Genomic DNA, 21731 nt, shown 5'->3' with positions numbered 1-21731 from the left:
TTTATAGCCTCATTTTCGCGTAAATTACCAAAACAAATGAAGATTAAGTAACGTTATATTGACATAAAACATTAAGCTATGGTTACAGACGCAAATAATGCAGGTGAAGGTAAAGGATCTGGAGACAAACTTCATGATTCTGACTTAGGAGAGACAAAAGATTTTAACCAGTTATCTTTTGACAAAGAGAAAAATAGTTACGAGCTTGATGTAAAGGGGCCGGATAAGGACTATGATCATCCGCTTCCATATGATACTACAGCAGAGAATGGCGGTGATGAAAATTCAGATTATGATGAAGCCAATCCTTACGTAGGGGATGAATACGCAACATGGGCAGAAAAGAGAAAAGCTGAGCTGGATAACCAGGGAATGCACATTGATCACGGAAATATTGTAGAAGTCAATCCTGAAGATGAATTTTTAGCCAGAACAGCAGAAGATGAACGTACAGATCTGGATGAAGAAGGATACCCGAAAAATGATGAGCCTAAATTAAGGTAACAGATCCAGATTAAGGCGTTTACGCATGTCTTCCAGTTTAGGATTCTTTTCTAAAAGGTAATGGTATTTTTCAATGCTGGTATACAATCGGTTTTCAATCTTATTTTCTACTCTTTTAGTAACGATTCCTACACTGTAATTCTTTAACCTTGTTCTCAGGAAATTCAGAAATTCGACCAGTTCATTCTGAAGAATACTTTCCTGTGCAAGGTTAGTAATACATACTGTGATTTGTTCAGGGCTGGTTAGCTCCGGATCATTTGTAGTCAGGATGGTATAAAAGTTGATTTTATTTTCTTCTTTAATCTTTTGTATATACTCTTTCCAGAGTACCATCAATTCCTCATGGGTAAATGGTTCCTTCTCTTCACCGAATACAAATTTTGGTTCATCGCTCACTATACCGCCTTCTGCATTAGTTAATGCTGTAAGGGATGGAATCAGTGTTCCTCCGGCCATATTTCCTAATGGGTTCGGCTTTAGCGCAATCTTATTGACAGAATTCAGATTAGGAGTTACTGACGCGCGGCTGGCCTCAGCTGGTGCGGCCTGTGGTATTGATGGAATAGCCTTAGCGGGCGTTTCTATAGGTTTAGTGGTCATTCCTGCGGGAGGTGGCAGAGGCTCAGGCCTTTCCACATTCACTACAGGTACAGTTTTTACATCAGTTTTTTTTTTAGTCTGCTCTGTGTCAGTTGCTGTTGTAGATGCTGTATGGGGTAGTTGTGCGAGTTGCAGGACTGAAGGAATATGACACATCTTGATGAGTGCCAGTTCAACTTGCAGCCGCTGATTCTTGCTGTTTTTATAGGTAAGATCACACTGGTTAGCCAGGTTAAGCGCTGTAAGAATAAACGATACCTGTATTTGCTGGCTTTGTGTGATATATTTCTGTTTAATATTTTCGCTGACTTCCAGTAGCTTTACTGTTTGCGGGTCTTTACTAACCAATAAATTCCGCAGGTGACTTGCCAGACCATTGATGAAATTATTTCCGTCAAAACCGTTGTTCAGAATTTCATCGAATAATACCAGTGCCAAACTTACGTCTGCATTGTTAAGATACTGTGTTAGCTTGAAATAGTAATCGTAATCCAGAATATTCAGATTATCGATTACAGCTTTATAAGTCAGGTTTTTATTGGTATAACTTACAATCTGGTCAAACATAGAAAGTGCATCACGCAAACCACCGTCAGCTTTTTGGGCAATAATATGCAGCCCATCTGCTTCTACAGTAATTTGTTCACGGATAGCAATTTTATTCAGGTGACTCGAAATGTCATCTACCTGGATCCTGTTAAAGTCAAAAATCTGACAACGGGAGAGGATAGTTGGTAAGATTTTATGCTTTTCAGTTGTCGCCAATATAAATATGGCATACGATGGCGGTTCTTCCAATGTTTTCAGAAACGCGTTAAACGCATTTGCAGAAAGCATATGTACCTCATCAATAATATAAATTTTGTATTTACCAGCCTGTGGCGGGATACGAACCTGTTCGATCAGGCTGCGTATATCGTCTACTGAATTATTAGATGCAGCATCCAGTTCATGAAAGTTGAAAGAATGACCGGTTTGAAATGAAACACATGATTCGCAGGTTCCGCAAGCCTCAACTTCACTGGTTAAATTAGTACAGTTAATTGTTTTGGCAAGTATCCTTGCACAAGTTGTTTTACCTACTCCTCTTGGTCCGCAAAAAAGGAATGCCTGGGCCAGCTGATTATTTTTAATCGCATTTTTTAAAGTCCCGGTAATGTGGTTTTGCCCTACAACGGTTTCAAACGTTGCTGGACGATACTTACGGGCCGAGACAATAAAATTTTCCATTTCACTGCGAAATTATAAAATTTTTATGGAGCAGAGGGGATTTTGGGCAAAATAAAATGAACCCGACACGATTATAGCCGTTATCCGGAGTTTTAGTGAGAATTAGCTTCCTTATGTTTTATTTTTAGAAATACATAATAATTAAAATTAGTTAAATCTAATTTATTAGATTTGTCGAAACTAAAAATACATTGTGATTATGCTAAAACTAATATTTAAACGATTGATGCTCATTTTGTTTCTGCTGTTTTCTGTCCGGGGGATGGCACAGGACATAGAAATTTCGGGCGTGATTAAAGATGTAAATAGCAATGAAGCTATCGGCGGAAGTACTATAAAACTCAAGAATTCTAAAAGATCTGCTGTTGCTGATAAATATGGGAAATTCAAATTAGCTGTTCCTCAGCAAATGAAGAATAGAAAAATTTTAATCTCTTACCTGGGATACAAGCCAGATTCAATATCAATTGATACCAATAAAAAGTATTATGAAATATTATTGGACACGAAGTCAGATGCACTGAGTGAGGTTGTGGTGACTGGTGTTTCCAGAGCAACACTTGTAAAAGAAAATCCTGTTCCTATCGTGTCGGTTTCTAAAAAGAAAATTGAACAATCTTCAGAGAGTAATATTATAGATGTATTGGTGAGAAATGTTCCGGGGCTTAATGCAGTTAAAACAGGGCCTAATATTTCAAAACCTTTTATCAGGGGACTTGGCTATAACAGGGTATTAACTTTGTATGACGGAATTCGCCAGGAAGGTCAACAGTGGGGGGATGAACACGGTATTGAGGTTGATGCTTACAATATTGAGCGTTCTGAGGTCATTAAAGGCCCTGCAAGTTTAATGTACGGTAGTGATGCACTTGCTGGTGTGGTCAGCCTGATGTCTGCTATGCCGGGAATTGATGATGGTCTTTTACATGGTAAGGCCTTATCTGAATATCAGAGTAATAATGGTTTGATTGGAAATGGGATAGGATTATTTTATTCGAAAAATCATTGGTCTTTTGCATTGAGGGGTTCTTATCGGATCGCTAAAAATTACAGTAATGCTATTGATGGAAGGGTTTATAATACAGGATTCAGGGAAACGAATGCTTCCGGTACGGTTCGCTATCAGACCATCAGGGGTAGTTCAACATTTAACCTCACTCTTTATGATAACATTCAGGGGATACCTGATGGCAGCCGCGACTCCCTGACCAGGAAATTTACACATCAGATTTATGAAGGAGATTTAGACGATATTAAAAACCGGCCGGTTGTTTCTGATGCGTTGTTAAATTCTTATACGCTTAGTCCCTTGCATCAGCATATTCAACACTACCGTATTTATAACAATAACCACTATGCGCTTGGTGAAGGGGATATTGATGTGATGTTAGCTTTCCAGCAAAATGTTCGCAGGGAATATAATCATCCGACTATGCCAGAACAGGCAGGAATGTTTGTCAGGTTAAATACTTTAAATTATGGAGTTAAATACAATACCCCTAAAATATTAAACACTGAGTTTACTTTTGGTATAAATGGAATGTACCAGAACAATTTAAATAAAAATGCGACTGATTTTCCGATTCCGGATTACAGTTTATTTGACGCAGGGGCTTACTTGTTTGCCAAATGGAAATATGAGAGGTGGACAATTGGGGGCGGAGTGAGGTCTGATCTACGCTATTTAAAGGCAAATGATTTTTATACTTCCACCAATGCGCAAACAGGTTTTGGTCAGCATGTTTCGCCTGCTGAAGATCCAAAAGCAAACTTGCAGTTCCCTTCTTTTAACAAGTCTTTTGGTGGAATCTCGTTAAGTTTAGGAACTACTTATCAACTGAGTGATCAGGTAAGTTTGAAAGCAAATGTTGCCAGAGGATACCGTGCGCCGAGTATCACGGAATTTGCTTCTAATGGGCTGGACCCCGGTGCACATATCATTTATTTAGGAAATCGTGATTTCAAGCCTGAGTTCTCTTTACAGGAAGATATTGGTGCTGACATTACCTTGAAAGACTTCTCCATGTCATTTAGTGTTTTCAATAATAATATTCAGAATTATATTTATTTGAGCCAGTTGCTGGATGCTGCCGGAAACCCGGTTATCAGTGCACAGGGAGATAGGACTTACCAATACCAGCAGTCATCTGCACAGCTTTATGGTTTTGAAGCTACTTTTAATCTTCATCCCGAAGCTTGGAAGGGCTTTTCATTTGATAATTCATTTGCTGTGATCCACGGATTTAATAGAAAAGCGATATTTAAAGATAAGAAAACGGATGGGGAATATTTACCGCTCATTCCACCTGTCAGGTTATTGACTAGTATAAGTCAGGATCTCAAACTTAATTCCAAATTGGTTCCAGCAATGAATTTTAGGGCAGAAGGTGAGTTTAATGGCGCGCAAAACCGTTATTTGGCATTGAATGATACAGAAACTGCTACTTCTTCCTATTTACTTTTTAATGTAGCTGCCGGAGCAACAATTAATTATTCAAAAAAACATACGCTGCAGGTTCAGGCACAGGTCAGCAATTTATTCAATGAGACTTATCAATCTAATTTAAGCAGGCTTAAGTATTTTGAATATAATGAGCAGTCATCGAATGGATATAGAGGGATACAGGGCATGGGAAGGAATATTGGGTTAAAGATAATTTGTTCGTTTTAATGTTAAATGTATTTAACTTTGGGGTTTTTATTATTAATTCAATATTTAACTCAATTCATGAAACGCTTTCTACTCGGTCTTTTACTAGGCACATCGGCTATATGCTCTGCTCAATCTAATTTTCAAAAAGGATATGTTGTTAACGATTTAAAGGACACCCTAAGGGGATATGTTGATTATAAAGAATGGAGAAAAAATCCTTCTTCGGTTACTTTTAAAGTCGGTTTGGATACAGATGCACAAATTTTCACCGTTGATCGTGCCTCTGCATGGTCTGTTGACGGGTTTGAATCCTACCAGCGGCATGAGGTGGAAATCAGTATGAGTAAGATTGATCTGGACAGGCTATCTGCGGGACTTGATCAATCAAAAATAAAAAGTACTGTCTTTTTACAAGTTTTGCAAACAGGTAAAAATGTAACCCTGTATTCTTATACTGATGGAATTAAACGAAGGTTTTATCTGCAGGGAAATGATGATCCATTGCCTTATGAATTGAGCTCACAACGGTATATGAAGTCTGGCCAGGAAAGTATTGTAATCAAGGAAACCGGGTATATCAGGCAGTTATCACTGGTCATGAATAAATTGAATGCGGGTACTGCTGATGAACTTAAGCGTCTGGCATTTTTACCTTATAAGGAAGAAGAACTGATGAATATTGTGGCTATAATTAATGAACAAAAATTAGCCAAACCTAAAACTTCTGCTATAAGGTTCTTCGCTGGAACAGGTTTAAATGTGTTTAAAGCGGTCTATAAAGGAAACATAGCTTTTGCACAACGGGGTGCGGTAATTAAAACTTCGTATAGCCCTTTAGTAACTGCGGGGATTGATATTTTAGCCAATCCAGCTATTGGGAAATTGATTTACAGATTAGAATCTTCTCTGTTGATGAGTAAAAATGAGGCTTCTATAGACTCCTATGAATATGCAGGGTCAAATGCACAACATACTTTTGATCAGGTAACTATTACTTTTCTTCCACAGTTGATATACAATATATATAATGCTAATCATTTGAAAGCTTTTGTGGGCGCGGGGATTGGGGTTAATTTTTCCAGTTATAGCAATAACAGAACAAGCCAGTATAATTCCATAACAAGGGCAACTACAAGAGCAGATAATGCGATTGATATGGAGAAATTCAATTTTTCATTGCCTTTCACAGCTGGTGTAGTCTTTAATAAAAAGATAGAAGTCTCAGCAGGTTATGCTTTTTCTTCTTCAATTACTAATTATAGTAACTTCAGTATTAATATGCAACGCTACCGGATTGGTGTTAATTACCTGTTTGGCAAGCTTTAAATGTTTTGAATTGTAGAAAATTATTCCTAAGTTTGCATCCCTGTTTAACACAGGATTTAACATAAAATAATCATAACAATGAATCAGTACGAAACTGTTATCGTTCTAACCCCGTTGTTGTCAGAAGAAGTTGCGAAAGAAGCATTAGCGAAATTCAGCAAAATCATCACTGACAGCGGTGCCGAAATTGTTCAAGAGGACAATTGGGGTTTGAGAAAATTAGCGTATCCGATTGAAAAAAAAGCAAGCGGATTTTTCCACCTTACAGAATACAAATCTTCAGGTGAATTAATTAACAAATTGGAATTAGAACTAAAACGCGATGAGCGTGTTCTTCGTTTCCTTACCATTAGATTAGACCGTCACGCGGTTGCTTATAATGAGAAGAAACGCAGTGGTGCTTTTAACAAAAAACCTAAGAAAGAGGAGGCTGCAGCATAATGGCTAAAGATCAGATACAATATGTTACCGCTCCAAAAGTGGACGATAACAGAAAAAAATATTGCCGTTTCAAAAAGAATGGTATTAAATATATTGATTATAAAGACGCAAACTTTTTGTTAAAATTCATCAATGACCAAGGTAAAATTTTACCTCGCCGCTTAACCGGTACTTCATTGAAATTTCAACGTAAAGTGGCTCAAGCGGTTAAACGTTCTCGCCACATTGGTTTGTTACCTTTCGTTGCTGACCAATTAAAATAAGAGCTGAACATGGAAATTATATTAAAACAGGACATCAAATCTCTTGGAGAGAAGGATGATATTGTAAACGTAAAGCCAGGTTACGGACGTAACTACCTTATCCCACAAGGATTCGGTGCTTTAGCTACTCCATCTGCTAAAAAAGTATTAGCAGAGAACTTAAAACAAGCAGCGTTTAAACAAGATAAAATTAAGAAAGATGCTGAAGGTATCGCAACTCGTTTAGCTGATGTTAAATTGAGTATCGGTGCTAAAGCTGGTGAAACTGGTAAAATCTTTGGTGCAGTAAACACTATTATGATTGCTGATGCATTAAAACAACAAGGTTTTGATGTTGACCGTCGCCGTATCACTTTCGAAACTGAACCTAAATTTGTTGGTGAATATATCGCTAACTTAAACTTACACAAAGAAGTGAAAGTTAAAGTTCCTTTCGCAGTTGTAGCTGAGTAATCTCATCTTAAACGAATATAAAAAAAGCGTTCCGATTATCGGAACGCTTTTTTTATGCTTTAAACTTTTCTTCTTTTAGATCTGTTTTCATCAATTAATCTCCGGATTTCTTTAATGTCTTTTTTAGAGAAACCATGAATCTCTACTTTATTGCCATTTACAAACAAGCGTAAAGTTGCAAATCCAATCATTGGAGAGTCTACCTCGATTGAAGTAATGTCTTCGTAATTCAGATATTTAGAGTCTCCGCTAAATAAGCCTGGTACTTTTATCTCGATACTGTTTTCTTCTAAATAGATTTCTGCCGGAAAAACCTTGTTTCCCTCTGAGAGCCTTGATGCTGTAAACTTCATTTTTTATGATCTGAATGTAATGGCAAATCTACTTATTAAGCCAATTGTTTTTGCTTTTCAATTGCATTTAATAATTTCTCATAAGGTGCATTGAATTTTTCTATCCCTTCATCCTCCAGTTGCTGGGTAAGTTTAGCCAGATCAATATCTTCATGACGTAATTGTGCGAGTATAGCAGTTGCGCCATCAAGGTCAATTCCAAGGCGGTTTTCCGGATCACCGTGATCGCGGTAAGCTTCCAGTGTTTCCATAGGAATGGTGTCTACTGTATCGGGACCAATCAGTGCTTCTACATACTTGGTATCCTTAAATGCCGGGTTTTTACTGCTTGTACTTGCCCAAAGTAAACGCTGAGGTTTAGCTCCCAGAGCAGCTAGTTTTTCCCATCTTTCTCCACTAAAAACCTGTTTGTAGATCTCATATGCTTTTTTTGCAGAAGCAATTGCAACTTCTCCCTTTAATTCCCCTAAATGTTTTTCTTCCAGTATAGGATCAATTAATACATCTATACGGCTTAAAAAGAAGCTGGCTACTGATGCAATATCTTTAATGCTTTCGTTTCTTGCAGCACGTTCTTCCAACCCTTGCAGGTAGGCCTCTGTTACTTCTTTATAGCGTTCCAGTCCAAACAATAAGGTTACATTGATGTTCAATCCTTCAGAAATAGCTTTCTTAATCGCTGCCAATCCTGGTTGTGTACCGGGAATTTTGATCATTACATTTTTGCGATTTACTTCCTTCCAAAGCTGTAAAGCTTGTTGAATAGTTCCTTCGGTATTCAAGGCCAAAAGTGGAGAAACCTCCAGGCTTGCATAACCATCAGCCCCTTTTACTTCTTCATCATATACCGGCAATAATAAATCTGCGGCCTGCTGAATATCTTTAATAGCAAGTCTGTAAAATATATCTTCGTTACTTATTTTCTCTTTTGAGAATTCGGCAATATCAGCATCATAATCAGAACTGCTGCTGATTGCTTTCTCAAATATCGCCGGATTAGAAGTTAACCCTCTTACCCCATCAATTTCAATCAGTTCTTTTAATTTACCAGATTTAATAATGTCACGATCAATAAAGTCCAGCCAGATACTTTGACCATAATCGTGTATTTTTTTTACTTTATTCGCTTCCATGTTCTATTGTTTTAATCAAAAAACAAGTAAATAGTCCGAATGTTTATACTGCTTTAAATATATGCACTGACATGACAAATCTCTATTTTTATTTACCTTTGGGCGATGGCTGTAAAACGTGGCAAAAGCACTAAAAAAAGAAAATTCGACTTCAGGAATTTACCAATATTAATAGGAAAATGTATTTTATGGTTTTTCCTGAGTACGATCCTCTGGGTTTTGGCTTACCGGTTCATTAACCCACCTTTTACGTCTTTAATGATCTTGCGTAATATTGAACGTAAATCTGATGGTAAAACCTTTAAAACAGAGAAGGATTGGGTAAAACTTAGTGAAATGTCAGATCAGATCAAGCGGGCGGCCATTGCTGGTGAAGATCAGAAATTTGTGCATCACTGGGGTTTCGATATGAAAGCTATTGGCAGGGCTTATAGTGCTAATAAAGGAGATAGTACTAAAGTTAAAGGTGGAAGTACGATCTCACAGCAAACTGCTAAAAATGTATTTTTATGGCCGGGAAGATCCTGGGTGCGTAAGGGCTTTGAAGCTTACTTTACGGTGCTGATTGAAATGATGTGGAGCAAACAGCGAATATTGGAAGTCTATTTGAATGTAATTGAAATGGGGGATGGTATTTATGGTGCTGAAGCAGCTTCACAAAGTTATTACGGGAAATCATGCAGGAACATAAACAGGTCTGAAGCTGCATTGATTGTGGCGTGTTTTCCTAATCCTTTACGCTGGACACCTTCACATCCGACCTTGTATATCAGGCACAGACAATATCTGATTATGAAAAATATAAGAAACCTTGGGCCGCTAAAATTTAAGTAAGCCCATTGCTGGTTATCGGTTTTCGCGGGTTAAAGTAAATCCGCGAAAACCTTATTATGCCAGCTATCCTTGAAAGGAACTTCCCATTTGGTCTGGAAATCTTCCAGGGTCTGAACCATGTTGTTAAACACGATAGAATCCGGCGTTATATTCTTAATACTGATCAGTGTTTCGAAATCTTCCTTATTGACAACAATTACTTTCCCGTCAACTTTGTAAGCCATATTGAAGCGGTTAAATAAATCAGCTCCATATTCGGTTTCAATTCCTTTAATGATACGTACAGAAGCATCAATAGAACACCCTGTAGCGCCAGCTGTGGCTTCGTCTACTGTGAAAATAATAAAATAATTGTACCTGATTTCTGCTTTTGCCTGTAACTGGTGGCCATGGGCTTTCCATTGTGCAGTAAAACCGTCCAATTGCTGTTGAATTGCACTAACCTCCTGGTCACTGAATTCACGATCGCTCTGATAGATCCAAACTTTTGATTGTGGAGAAAAACTCATATCACAAATTTAACATTTTATTTAAATTGATTTACCCAAATAGCAATTGAGATGAAAAAGTTTACAATCTCCTTAAGAATTAGTGCGTATACGTTGTTATGTGCTGTTTTTCTCTCTTTCTCATCCTATGGTCCAACAGAAGAAGAAGCCATATATGTCCAGCAAAAATTAGAAGATCACTATAATAAAGAGGCGAAAGGCGGTAGTATAAAGAAGTATGAACTGCGTATTACCAACAGTGGATTCTGTCGTTATAAATGTTTTTTTAACAACGGAAAGATAGAATATTTCTCTTTTAACTTTTTAAAATACAAAGACCTGGATTATGCAGGGACAGCACAATCCGGGAGTTTAATCTTACATACAAAAGGTGATGATGTTATTGTGCAGACTTATAATGATACAAAAGGTAATGATATTGATAGTATGGCCACCTTTATGGCCATACCACTTAAGAATATTGAACCAGAGGAGTTGAATCAGCTAATGGAGAAATTCCGGCAGATGAGCCTGAAGGTCCGCCAATAGTAAATACCGGGGTTTCCATGTGACGCGAAGCAACAATAATCATCGTATCCTGTGCGTGTTCTTTAAACAGGTTTTCTACTAAATCCGGATTGTTATTATCTTTTGATAGATGTGAAAGCAATAAGTGTGTCAGGTTAGCCGGACGCGACGTTGTGAACAGTTCTAAAGCTTGTTTGTTACTCAGGTGACCAAAACCATCACTAATCCTTTTTTTGAGGTGATATGGGTAATTTCCATTGTGTAAAAGATCTTCATCATAATTTGCTTCAAGAAAAGCTGCATCACATTGTTTGAAATGCAGGGTAAGCTGTTCACAGACTACACCAAGATCGGTAAATATGCCAACTTTGACCTCTCCGCATGAAACCATGAAACTGTGCGGTTCTGCTGCATCATGAATTTTAGGGAAACAAGTGATTTGCAACGATCCGATCTGGACTACCTGATGACTGAAGAATGAGTTGATTAAATCTTCTGGTAATTCCAGCTTGCTGTTACCAATTGTTCCCGGAGTGATATAAACAGGGATACGATATTTCTTGGCCATCACAGTTAAACCGCGGATATGGTCGCCATGTTCATGGGAAATGAAGATAGCTTTTACCTTGCCCATAGATAAGCCAAGGCGCAGCATCCGCTTTTCAGTTTCCCGGCAGGATATTCCAGCGTCAATCAGTACGGCCTCCTGTGCATTACCTACGTAATAACAATTGCCATTACTGCCTGAATTTATCGAAGTAATAAAAAGGGGACTACAACCCATTTGCTCTTACTGTTATTTCTGCAATATCTAATACCTGGACATTTTGATTCTGATCTTTCATTTTAACCCCATCACTTAGCATAGTCATACAGAAAGGACAACCTGCTGCAATAATGTTCGGATTAGTTTCCAATGCCTCTTCGATTCTCTCGATGTTGATGTCTTTGTTCCCTTTTTCCGGTTCTTTAAACATCTGAGCACCGCCAGCACCACAGCAAAGACCATTGGATTTACAACGTTTCATTTCAACTAGTTGTGCATCCAGGACTTCTAAAGCTTTTCTTGGTGCTTCATATATCCCATTACCACGGCCTAAATAACATGGATCATGGTAAGTGATTTTTTTACCTTTGAAACTCTCGCCTCCTTCAGCTTTCAGCTTGCCATCATTGATCAGATCCTGAATCAGTTGAGTATGGTGAATAACTTCATAATTCCCTCCCAGACCCGGATACTCATTTTTAATGGTGTTGAAGCAATGCGGACAGCCTGTTACTATTTTTTTGATATTGTAACCATTCAGTACCTCGATATTGGTCATGGCCTGCATCTGGAACAGGAATTCATTTCCGGCACGTTTGGCAGGATCTCCCGTACAGCTTTCTTCTGTTCCCAGAACGGCATATTTAATGCCCACATGATGAAGGATTTTGCAAATATCACGTGTTGTTTTTTGTGCGCGTTCATCATAACTGCCTGCACAACCTACCCAGAATAAAATTTCAGGTTCTTCGCCCCTTGCAATCATTTCTGCCATGGTAGGCACTTCTATATTTAGTTTCTCGCTCATTATTCAGCTTGAGTAATAGATTAAAATTTAATTTTCTTTTGCCCAGTTCAAACGGTCCGCCGGAGAATACTTCCATGGCGCACCATTGTTCTCAATGTTTCCAAGCATCGCATTGATGCTGGCCGGTGCCTGAGACTCTTCCATTACCGCATACCTTCTCAGGTCTGTAATAATTGCCAGCGGATCTATATTGATAGGGCAGGCCTCTACGCAAGCATTACAGCTTGTACAAGCCCATAATTCTTCTCTGGTGATATAGTCATCAATCAATGATTTTCCATCCTCAAAGCCAGCACCTGTTTTATCAATGTTTTTACCTACTTCTTCCATCCGGTCACGTGTATCCATCATGATCTTACGTGGAGAAAGTAGTTTGCCAGTAATGTTGGCAGGACATACTGAAGTACAACGACCACATTCAGTACAGGTATAAGCATTCATCAGGTTTACCCATGATAAATCATTTACGTCTTTTGCACCAAAGCGGCCTGCTTCTCCTTCAACAGGAGTGAAGGATGGATCAAGCATTGCTTTAACTTCATTGGTAACGCTTTGCATATTTGTAAATTCACCTTTTGGTTCCAGATTAGAGAAATAAGTATTTGGAAAGGCAAACAGGATATGGAAATGTTTGGAATAAGGTAAATAATTAAGAAAAGCAAGAATTCCGATGATATGAAACCACCAGCAACCTCTTTCTATAGCGATCAGACTGCTTTCGCTGCCCGGCAATAAGTTTTGAAGAAACTGACTCACAGGGAAGCTACCTGCTGTGACATAATGATGCGCACCTAAAGCCTGCAGTTTAGCATCTGCTGCATTCATCAGCAAAAATGCGGTCATTAACAGAATTTCTGTAATCAGGATATAGTTGGCATCCGATTTTGGCCAGCCTTTCAGCTCAGGGCTGTTTAGCCTTTTCAGTTTTAAAATATTTCTTCTGATCAGGAAAATAGCACAGCCAACCCATACCCCTAAAGCCAGGATCTCAAATGATCCTATCAAAAAGTTATACAGCGTTCCCAGTCCGCCAAATACACGGTGAGTGCCAAACATTCCGTCGATCATAATTTCAAGCACTTCAATGTTGATAATTACAAAACCGATGTACACTACAAAATGCAGGGCAGCAGGAATTGGACGTACCACCATCTTGCTTTGCCCAAGGGCAACCCTGATCATGGTCATCAATCTTTTTTGAGGCTGGTCGGTACGGTCTGCCGCTTTACCAATTCTGATGTTGCGGATGACCTTTTTCAGGTTGAAGCTGAATAAGGCGATGGCCGCTAAAGTGATTGCTATAAATAGAATTTGTGAAATCATTATTTGGTTAATCTTTTACAGTCATGCTAAGTTAAAATAATTAGCAGAGAAAAAATACTATGCTTGCATAATTATTCCAAATTTAGAGCCTTTTTAAATAATCCTGAGGCCTTTTTAAATTATTTTCAGAAAAAGTTTTGCAATTCGAAAAAAGAAACTACATTTGCACTCCCAACCGAGGGGAACATGGTCAAACATGTTGAAATAAGATGGTGCGGTAGCTCAGTCGGTAGAGCAAAGGATTGAAAATCCTTGTGTCGCCGGTTCGATCCCGGCCCACACCACTTCTTCTAAAAGCCTCAGAGAAATCTGAGGCTTTTTTGTTTTCAGAGGTTTTTTATAGCCTTATGCTGCTGGACATTAAGATTAAAAAATCGTTTTAATAACTTAATAGGAAAGTCAATATTTCAACCAGAGAAGTAACTGCTATTGCAAAATTTGCTACTGGCAGCAATGATGGAAGTTTCAGTGAAGCTGGATTTGGCTCTATTGGAGATATAGCCATTGGCAAAGATGGAACTGTATACGTCATTGATTACAGGAACAATGCAGTAAGAAAAGTGTTCCTTAAATAAGATCTTAAAATTTGATTATACGCTCTATCGGGTCTGGCATTTGCCGGGCCCGATTTTAATTCATTTTATTATGCAAACTACAGATATTTGCTATATTGGTTCTGTCTATTGCAGATCTAATTATATTGATCGTTATGCCTTTGATTGATAAGAAACTTTATAACAGCAGGTGAATTGTCAGGTGGCAGTTTGAACCTGGATAAAATCTCTTTATAACAAAAAACCATCTCATATATAATTATGAGATGGTTTTTTGTTTTCTATATTAAGCTACTGGTAAGTAAAACTAGTATACTTGTTTTACTCTGCTGTCACCAGCACCATAATAAAAGTTGACAACTTTCTTGTCGCCTTTATTGCTGAGTAAGTAATTGCTGCTTACGTATCTGCTGGATACAGTGTTTAAACTATTATTGAAATTCAAGGTGTATAGATTTGAATACTGATCATACAAGGCTGCTTTTAGGAATACACCTTTTGCACCGGGTACTAACATACCAGCAGCGTCTCTCTTAAGATGAAAATAGCCATTTCCACCTTCATCAGAAGCTGTATAGATCAACTTTCCATTTGGTCCTGCAGTTGCTACTAACTTTGGCGCTGTTTCTACAATAGTTCCGGTTATATCTACTAATTCTACATCAACCTTCGCATTTGGCTCATAGGTGTACATATTAAGTTCGGGGTTACCAGAATTATTATAATTATTGGTGAAAAGTTTCTCTATCTGAAATTTGCTGCCATTAACTGATACAAAGACCTGATTATAGCCATAATAATTATTATTATAACCCGGAGTATATAATGTTCTTCCTGATTTGTCTGGTGCTACCTTAAAATAATAGTAGTTATTAACAAGAGGTACCTGCGCATTGAAATTATTTACATTAAAATAAGTCTTTACCGTAGTTAGTCTTGGTAAGCTATTTGGAAATGAAGCAACAGCATCATCTTCGGTTGAGTTCACATATAGCTTTTGATCCGCAGTGATTTGCTCAAATAAAAGTGTATATCCACTTGGAGCGGCAGGAAGCTTAAGACTATAAACACCAGCAGCATCAGTATATGTCGGGAAGTAAACAGTATAAGAATCTGAATTATTTGTAGGAATATTTGCGAAAGCTGTCACTAATACTTTAGCGCCTGCTTTTTCTGGAGTATTATTTGTCAGATCTGTTTCAATATAAAGACTACCAGTAATTTCGTTTGATATATCTGAAGTATTCCACAATTTTACACTTCCATTACCAGCGAGGTATTGTGAAATCTGGGTTGCAGCATAACCAGTTTTTGAAACCAGGAAAGTACTTGTTGGAAATAGATATAAAGCAGTAAAGGTAACTATACCCTGCGCATTTGTTTTTGCTGCGAATATTTTCCCCTCAGAAGAGACAGTAACATCAGCATCTGCCAATGGTGCGTTAGATATAACGTCAACAACTTTTACAGTATAATCTTGCTTACTTGCAGCGATATTACTTTTTGTTTTCAAACTATCATTAAGCTTTAATTGCTCTAATGCAGCTGTATTGATTAACTGCTGCATAGCAGTTGCACCTTTTTGTTTTAAAGTTTCAAGATCAAGCTCATGCTGATATTTTAAATTCAGCAGATCCTTTTGGGCATTGATGGCATCATTCTCGTTAAACTTATCCTTACTGCAACCTGCAATCAGAATAGCGAACGCCATAGCCGTTAAAATTGTAAATTTTGACTTCATATTACGCTTATTTATTTAAGTAAATTTTGATTTTTATTGGATGAAATCCTTATTTAAGGGTAGATAAAGGCATAATAATGCCTAGTTTTGTAAGGAAAGAGTTCGTTCTGATATTCGTTCCAAAACCAACTTTTTCCATGTAAGAATATTTATCCCTGGCTGATGACAAACCATTTAAATATCTCATATCTATAAGGAGCAGGAATCTTGAAGTTAGTGGCAGTTTTAAATTTGCACCGACTATTAAGTTGAACCTTGAGGCATTAAATAAATTGGTTGCGTTCTGTGAATCGCTGACTGTAGCAATAATATCTTCACCCGGCAGCAGGTTCCCCGTTTTTTGATAACTTTCGTTTACATTATAGGTGTACGCATAACTTCCACCAGCATATACTGACGGTTTCCACAATGGTTTAATCTTAAAGGTATAATTAAGCAAAAGAGGGATTTCGATACTATTCAGTTTATAAGAACTGTTTTTAACATTTTTAGTTTCAAAACTCTCTGGTAAATCAAGTCTGGTATCGTCTTTGAAACGGATCATGCTTCCGCCTTGTTGTAAAGCATTGACTTCCAGTTGCAAACTTATTTCCTTAACTAATTTGTAGTTTACAGAAATTCCGGCAGTATAACCTGTGTTCTGACCTGTTTGAGGCTGTCCCTTAGTAAAGTGGTTTAGACTCAAACCTGCAGCTATACCAACTTCAATCTATTTTTTAAAGAGTCTGAAAAGTTGCTGTGCTTGTTGTTTTTTGCGGCCTCTTGTGCCGAAGCAATATTTGTAAGAAATAATATTACTGTTGTTGTTAAAAGAAAAATGCTTGATAATTTAAAAATTGCCTGAGCAATAATATTAATTTTAATATAAGATAACATTTTGAGCGCTAAGTGGTTTATTTTCCTGAGGCGCAAATGTATTAAATTATCTATTAAAATGTATTTTTGTATACAAATAAATGTTTGCCTGTATTAACTGGTTGAGTTGTTAGGTAATAAATGCACAGTATTACAGTGCTGAGAATTGTACCTGGTAACTGCCAGGGGTAATTCCCTCTAGTTTCTTGAATACACGAATGAAATAATTCGCATCACTAAAACCAAGCTCATAGCTGATTGCGGCAATCTTTGAGCCTGGTCTGGCCAGCAATTGTTTCGCACGGCTAATTTTTTCAGTCAGGATGAAATCATTTGGGCTGATACCCAATTCCCGTTTAAATAACCTGTAAAAAGTAGCTTTGCTCATACAAGCCTTACTGCTTAAACTGTTGATACTTATTTTTTCACTCAGGTTGGCTCTGATATAACCAATAACATACGCCAGTGGATTATGATTCGTATCCGTGCGGCGGCCAATGGTCTTTAAATTTTGTGTTTGCATAATTCTGACCAGTAATTCCTTTAAGGTCAGATCTGCCAGCACATCTTTCTCTTTTGATCCTTCCCCACAAATCCTGATTATCTTATTGATTAAAAAGGAGATCTCTTCATTATTATAGAAATGATATTCATCATAATTAAGTGACCATTGCTGATCAGCAGTCGCCTTAGGGAAATATTCATTGAGATACCGGATGGTCTGCTTAATCTGATCGTTATCAATTGCAAGCGCAATACACTGAGCCGGATTTTCATCAGAAGCTTCAGGGAAATCTATTTGTATAGCCTGTGAAGCAGGGATGATTACGGTTTCTCCAGGGAGATAATCAAAACCTTTTTTATCAAAAAGGTGCATTATCTTTTTACCACGCAGCATACTGGTGATCACAAAATCATTGAAAGTCAAAGGCACTTTATACGACTCAGAATAAGTCTCAAAAACGTTCAGTTCACAGCGTTCCAGCGTATAAGACGTTCTGTTTTCCACTAAGGTTTGTAAATTCGCTTCCCTGCTCAGCTCCACAAGATTTAATTTATGCTGCATCATGACCTATAGATTTTGGTTAATAATAAGGGCGTATACTCAAATATAAGTTTATTTTAAGACGCTAGTTCACTCTTTCTGCAACGATAATGCTACTACTTGCTACAATTGTCCTAACATCGGTTACGATTACCCATTACGTTTGTAGGAACCAAATCATAAATTCATATTCTCATGGAAAGACCAGCATTTAAATCCTATTATGATAATTTTATCGGAGGCAAGTTTGTCCCGCCAGTAAAAGGTGTATACTTTGATAACATATCCCCGGTAGACGGGAAAGTATTTACAAAAGCAGCAAGATCCAGCAAAGAAGATGTAGAACTGGCACTGGATGCGGCACATGAAGCTTTTAAAACCTGGAGTAAAAGTTCTCCGACCTACAGAAGTAATATCCTTTTAAAAGTTGCACAGAAAATAGAAGATAATTTAGCCTACCTCGCTACAGTGGAAACTATCGATAATGGTAAAGCGATCAGGGAAACATTAGCAGCAGACTTGCCTCTGGTAGTAGATCATTTCAGATATTTTGCCGGGGTAATCAGAGGTGAAGAAGGCTCTATAGCAGAGCACGATGAACACACCGTAAGCATAGTGCTGCATGAGCCGATAGGTGTTGTAGCACAAATTATACCCTGGAACTTTCCCTTGCTGATGGCCACCTGGAAAATAGCCCCGGCATTGGCGGCGGGCTGTTGTACGGTTGTTAAGCCAGCAGAACAAACTCCTGTATCGATCATTATTTTAATGGAACTGATTGGCGATATTCTTCCTCCCGGAGTGTTAAATATCGTTAATGGATATGGTCTGGAAGTTGGAAAACCACTCGCTACCTCTTCAAGGATCTCTAAAGTTGCTTTTACCGGCAGTACAACTTCCGGTCGTTTAATTATGCAATATGCGGCTGAGAACATTATCCCTTCAACTATGGAGCTGGGTGGTAAATCACCAAATATATTTTTTGATTCAGTAGGTGCTCAGGATGATGAATTCTTTGATAAAGCAGTAGAAGGAGCAGTGATGTTCGCACTGAACCAGGGTGAAGTCTGTACCTGTCCATCCCGTTTGTTAATACAAGAAGGTCTTTATGATAAATTTATCAGCCGTGTGATTGAGCGTACCAAAGCTATCAAAACATTAAACCCGTTGGATCAGGAGAGTATGATGGGGGCACAAACTTCCAATGAGCAGTATCAAAAAATATTATCTTATATCAAAATAGGAATTGAAGAAGGAGCAGAAGTGCTGACAGGGGGAGGAATCAATAAACTACCAGGCGAACTGGAAACAGGCTATTATATTGAGCCAACAATCTTTAAAGGACATAATAAGATGAGGATCTTTCAGGAAGAAATATTCGGTCCGGTGCTTTGCGTCACTACGTTTAAAACAGTGGAAGAAGCTATTGAGATTGCAAATGATACTTTATATGGGTTAGGTGCCGGCGTATGGACACGTGATGCACATGAGTTATATCAGGTGCCACGTGCTATCCAGGCTGGTCGTATATGGGTGAACCAGTATCATTCTTACCCGGCGCATGCGCCATTTGGCGGATACAAGAAATCTGGTTTTGGAAGAGAAAACCATAAAATGATGCTTGACCATTACAGAAGTGTTAAGAACATGCTGATCTCTTACGACAAGAACAAATTAGGATTCTTTTAAATTAATTATTATTAAACCATTTTATATATGTTAGTTCCCGTTATGAAAGCTGCCCGTTGGTATGCCGCTAAAGATATTAGAGTAGAAGATGCCCCTATACCCTCCACAGGTAGTAAACAAGTGAAAATAGAAGTGCAGTACGCAGGTATTTGTGGTTCTGACTTGCATGAATATGCACACGGACCGATGCTGATTCCTGCTGATGTGCCTTATCCTTTAAACGGACATATCGGCGTAACCACTTTGGGTCATGAATTTTCGGGTGTGGTAACCGAAGTTGGAGAAGAAGTTAAACAAGTGAAAGTAGGAGATCGGGTAGTTGTAGAGCCCCTTTTCAGAAATCCTGAAAGTCCCTTTATTGTAACTGGTGAGTATAATTTGTCAGAACCTCTGGGTTTTGTCGGACTGACCTCGAATGGTGGTTTTGCTAAGTTTGTTGTTGTAGAGGATTATATGGTACATCCTATTCCGGACAATATGAGCTTTGAACAGGGAGCATTGGTTGAACCAGCTGCGGTAGCTGTATATGCAGTTAAAAGCAGTGGATTAAAGCTTGGACAGTCCTGTGTTATATTTGGAGCCGGCCCGGTAGGTTTACTCTGCGTACAGGCGGCAATTGCAGCAGGTGCAGCAACCGTGATCGTTGTAGATGTTGCAGAAAAACGTTTGGAGAAAGCAATGGAAATTGGTGCTACCCAGGTCATCAATGGAAAAGAGAAGGATGTTTCAGCACAGGTTAAGCAATTAACTGCTGGCGGTGCGGATATTTATATTGACGCAGCAGGTGTACAGGCAACTTATGATGCTGGAATTGCTAGTTTGAAAAATGGAGGGACCGCTTTATTAGTCGCTCTTTTTGGAAAACCAGTTACAACGAATGCTTTTGATCAGGTTGTGCGTGAAATTACCATAAAGGGGACTATAGCTTACCGGAACATCTTTCCAGAAGTAATTCAGCTGATCCATACTGGCAGGATGCCTGTTGAAAAGCTAGTCACTGCAAGAATTGAGCTTGAAAATATCGTACAAGAAGGATTTGAAGCTCTGCTGAACAATCCTACACAGGTGAAGATATTGATTAAAATTGCAAAATAAATAATCATGGACAGCAAGAGAATCTTAGTTACAGAAAAAGCCATAGGTGTAATCAACCAGTTGAAAGCTGAATATGGCGAGCTTTTTTTTCATCAAAGTGGTGGATGTTGTGAAGGTTCTTATCCACATTGTTTTGAAAAAGGTGGTTTTCTGATCGGATCTAATGATGTTTGCCTTGGAGAAATTGAAGAATGTAAGTTCTATATGGCTGGAGATCAGTTTGAATACTGGAAACATACCCAGCTTACATTAGATGTAATGCAAGGGAGGGCCGCCGGTTTCTCCCTTGAATCGACCTTGGATGTTGGCTTTATCATACATTCAAGGCTGTTTACTGAGGAAGAATTGAAGACGCTGGAGCCCGTGAAATCAGGCCCGGAAGAATAAAAATGAATTTATTTTAAATAAAATCGCATAACCATTTTGAAATTCAAAAAAAGAAACTACATTTGCAGCCCACCAACCGAGGTGGCACATGATCGAAATCATGTTAATAAAAGGATGGTGCGGTAGCTCAGTCGGTAGAGCAAAGGATTGAAAATCCTTGTGTCGCCGGTTCGATCCCGGCCCACACCACAACTTAGAAAGCTCTATTTCATACGAAATAGAGCTTTTTTTGTTTCTAAGGTGATTTTAAACTACTCTTTTCCATATATGCGCTGTCGAGCGCAAAAGCAAGTTAAACAGGTTTTTTGGGATCAAGTCATAAACTTAATAATAGATCTATATCGGCCGGGTACTGGTCGGGTACTGTCCGAGTACTGGTCGGGTACTCGTTAGGGTAAGAGCAATGCTAAAGTAACGTGAGAGCATGGCAAGTCCAAGTCAAAACAACTAGTTGAAATGACTTAGAGTTGCCATGCTTACAGCCCGTTTACAACCTGGTGTCACCCCGACCATTACTCAGGCACAACCTAACCATAACTAGTTGAAGATTAATGAAATTATAATTTTCCCTTTGACTAACCCATGGACAACTGCGGACAATTGCAGACAGCTGCGGACAATTACGGACATTTTTTACGCATCAGGATAATCTTTAACGC

The 21731-nt window shown here is 38.3% G+C and carries 22 protein-coding genes and 2 tRNA genes; 14 read left to right on the top strand and 10 right to left on the bottom strand.

The window, feature by feature from the left end:
- Positions 1–78 precede the first annotated feature (78 nt).
- Entirely contained in the window at positions 79–504 is a 426-nt protein-coding gene (locus tag LY11_RS19210) for a hypothetical protein (protein WP_111635263.1), read from the top strand.
- Here the strand turns inward: LY11_RS19210 and LY11_RS19205 are convergent.
- A complete protein-coding gene (locus tag LY11_RS19205; RefSeq protein WP_111635262.1) occupies positions 496–2337 on the bottom strand; it encodes a DNA polymerase III subunit gamma/tau in 1842 nt (613 codons plus the stop codon). The genes LY11_RS19210 and LY11_RS19205 overlap by 9 nt on opposite strands.
- A 199-nt stretch (positions 2338–2536) precedes the next feature.
- On the opposite strand from LY11_RS19205, the gene LY11_RS19200 reads away from it, so the two are divergent.
- From LY11_RS19200 to rplI, 5 genes are all read left to right on the top strand, one after another.
- Complete coding sequence (locus LY11_RS19200; RefSeq protein ID WP_211321602.1) at positions 2537–5008, top strand: TonB-dependent receptor; 2472 nt, start codon at positions 2537–2539, stop codon at positions 5006–5008.
- A gap of 57 nt (positions 5009–5065) precedes the next feature.
- Entirely contained in the window at positions 5066–6316 is a 1251-nt protein-coding gene (locus LY11_RS19195) for a porin family protein (protein WP_170132727.1), read from the top strand.
- Between the two features lie 78 nt (positions 6317–6394).
- Positions 6395–6757 (top strand): 30S ribosomal protein S6, encoded by a 363-nt coding sequence (rpsF, locus tag LY11_RS19190; RefSeq protein ID WP_037444035.1) that lies wholly within the window; start codon positions 6395–6397, stop codon positions 6755–6757.
- Complete coding sequence (gene rpsR, locus LY11_RS19185) at positions 6757–7020, top strand: 30S ribosomal protein S18 (RefSeq protein WP_008244392.1); 264 nt, start codon at positions 6757–6759, stop codon at positions 7018–7020. Before rpsF ends, rpsR begins: the two co-directional genes overlap by 1 nt.
- A gap of 9 nt (positions 7021–7029) precedes the next feature.
- The gene (gene rplI / locus LY11_RS19180) at positions 7030–7473 is read left to right on the top strand and encodes a 50S ribosomal protein L9 (RefSeq protein WP_068403319.1); all 444 of its coding nucleotides are present in this window, start codon (positions 7030–7032) and stop codon (positions 7471–7473) included.
- A gap of 59 nt (positions 7474–7532) precedes the next feature.
- Here rplI and LY11_RS19175 read toward each other — a convergent pair whose 3' ends face one another.
- On the bottom strand, positions 7533–7826 hold the full coding sequence (locus LY11_RS19175; RefSeq protein ID WP_111635259.1) for a hypothetical protein: 294 nt from the start codon (positions 7824–7826) through the stop codon (positions 7533–7535).
- 35 nt (positions 7827–7861) lie between these two features.
- The gene (gene tal / locus LY11_RS19170) at positions 7862–8959 is read right to left on the bottom strand and encodes a transaldolase (protein WP_111635258.1); all 1098 of its coding nucleotides are present in this window, start codon (positions 8957–8959) and stop codon (positions 7862–7864) included.
- Between the two features lie 105 nt (positions 8960–9064).
- Between tal and mtgA the strand changes: the two genes are divergently transcribed.
- Positions 9065–9793 (top strand): monofunctional biosynthetic peptidoglycan transglycosylase, encoded by a 729-nt coding sequence (gene mtgA, locus LY11_RS19165; RefSeq protein ID WP_111635257.1) that lies wholly within the window; start codon positions 9065–9067, stop codon positions 9791–9793.
- 29 nt (positions 9794–9822) lie between these two features.
- On the opposite strand, the gene LY11_RS19160 is transcribed toward mtgA, so the two are convergent.
- On the bottom strand, positions 9823–10302 hold the full coding sequence (locus LY11_RS19160; protein WP_111635256.1) for an ABC transporter ATPase: 480 nt from the start codon (positions 10300–10302) through the stop codon (positions 9823–9825).
- Positions 10303–10353: 51 nt separating this feature from the next.
- Here LY11_RS19160 and LY11_RS19155 point away from each other — a divergent pair, with 51 nt between their 5' ends.
- Complete coding sequence (locus LY11_RS19155; protein WP_111635255.1) at positions 10354–10830, top strand: hypothetical protein; 477 nt, start codon at positions 10354–10356, stop codon at positions 10828–10830.
- Here the strand turns inward: LY11_RS19155 and LY11_RS19150 are convergent.
- From LY11_RS19150 to LY11_RS19140, 3 genes are read right to left on the bottom strand one after another with little or no spacing between them, the layout of a single operon-like run.
- The gene (locus LY11_RS19150; protein WP_111635254.1) at positions 10754–11593 is read right to left on the bottom strand and encodes an MBL fold metallo-hydrolase; all 840 of its coding nucleotides are present in this window, start codon (positions 11591–11593) and stop codon (positions 10754–10756) included. The genes LY11_RS19155 and LY11_RS19150 overlap by 77 nt on opposite strands.
- The gene (locus LY11_RS19145; RefSeq protein ID WP_111635253.1) at positions 11583–12383 is read right to left on the bottom strand and encodes a (Fe-S)-binding protein; all 801 of its coding nucleotides are present in this window, start codon (positions 12381–12383) and stop codon (positions 11583–11585) included. Before LY11_RS19145 ends, LY11_RS19150 begins: the two co-directional genes overlap by 11 nt.
- A gap of 27 nt (positions 12384–12410) precedes the next feature.
- Positions 12411–13706 carry a 4Fe-4S dicluster domain-containing protein gene (locus LY11_RS19140; RefSeq protein ID WP_111635252.1) on the bottom strand — a complete coding sequence of 432 codons (1296 nt, stop codon included), beginning with the start codon at positions 13704–13706 and terminating at the stop codon, positions 12411–12413.
- A gap of 211 nt (positions 13707–13917) precedes the next feature.
- Between LY11_RS19140 and LY11_RS19135 the strand changes: the two genes are divergently transcribed.
- Together LY11_RS19135 and LY11_RS27320 are read left to right on the top strand one after the other, a co-directional pair.
- Positions 13918–13990, top strand: a tRNA-Phe gene (locus LY11_RS19135).
- A gap of 120 nt (positions 13991–14110) precedes the next feature.
- Complete coding sequence (locus LY11_RS27320) at positions 14111–14281, top strand: hypothetical protein (RefSeq protein WP_394340917.1); 171 nt, start codon at positions 14111–14113, stop codon at positions 14279–14281.
- Positions 14282–14567: 286 nt separating this feature from the next.
- Here LY11_RS27320 and LY11_RS19130 read toward each other — a convergent pair whose 3' ends face one another.
- The 3 genes from LY11_RS19130 to LY11_RS19115 all read right to left on the bottom strand — a co-directional run bounded on the left by LY11_RS19130 (position 14568) and on the right by LY11_RS19115 (position 17925).
- A complete protein-coding gene (locus LY11_RS19130; protein ID WP_111635251.1) occupies positions 14568–16001 on the bottom strand; it encodes a hypothetical protein in 1434 nt (477 codons plus the stop codon).
- A 49-nt stretch (positions 16002–16050) separates the two neighbouring features.
- A complete protein-coding gene (locus tag LY11_RS19125; protein WP_262510936.1) occupies positions 16051–16698 on the bottom strand; it encodes a porin family protein in 648 nt (215 codons plus the stop codon).
- 309 nt (positions 16699–17007) lie between these two features.
- Entirely contained in the window at positions 17008–17925 is a 918-nt protein-coding gene (locus tag LY11_RS19115) for an AraC family transcriptional regulator (RefSeq protein ID WP_245952836.1), read from the bottom strand.
- Between the two features lie 171 nt (positions 17926–18096).
- Here LY11_RS19115 and LY11_RS19110 point away from each other — a divergent pair, with 171 nt between their 5' ends.
- From LY11_RS19110 to LY11_RS19095, 4 genes are all read left to right on the top strand, one after another.
- On the top strand, positions 18097–19590 hold the full coding sequence (locus LY11_RS19110; protein ID WP_111635247.1) for an aldehyde dehydrogenase family protein: 1494 nt from the start codon (positions 18097–18099) through the stop codon (positions 19588–19590).
- A 27-nt stretch (positions 19591–19617) separates the two neighbouring features.
- Complete coding sequence (locus LY11_RS19105) at positions 19618–20685, top strand: 2,3-butanediol dehydrogenase (RefSeq protein ID WP_245952835.1); 1068 nt, start codon at positions 19618–19620, stop codon at positions 20683–20685.
- Between the two features lie 6 nt (positions 20686–20691).
- Positions 20692–21072, top strand: coding sequence for a DUF779 domain-containing protein (locus tag LY11_RS19100; protein ID WP_111635245.1), 381 nt, complete (start codon positions 20692–20694; stop codon positions 21070–21072).
- Positions 21073–21188: 116 nt separating this feature from the next.
- Positions 21189–21261, top strand: a tRNA-Phe gene (locus LY11_RS19095).
- Positions 21262–21731: the final 470 nt, after the last annotated feature.

The sequence above is a fragment of the Pedobacter cryoconitis genome, assembly GCF_003259615.1.
GTDB classification, from domain to species: domain Bacteria; phylum Bacteroidota; class Bacteroidia; order Sphingobacteriales; family Sphingobacteriaceae; genus Pedobacter; species Pedobacter cryoconitis.
Note: the sequence above shows the minus strand (reverse complement) of the source record. Positions and strands in the feature narration are given on the sequence as shown.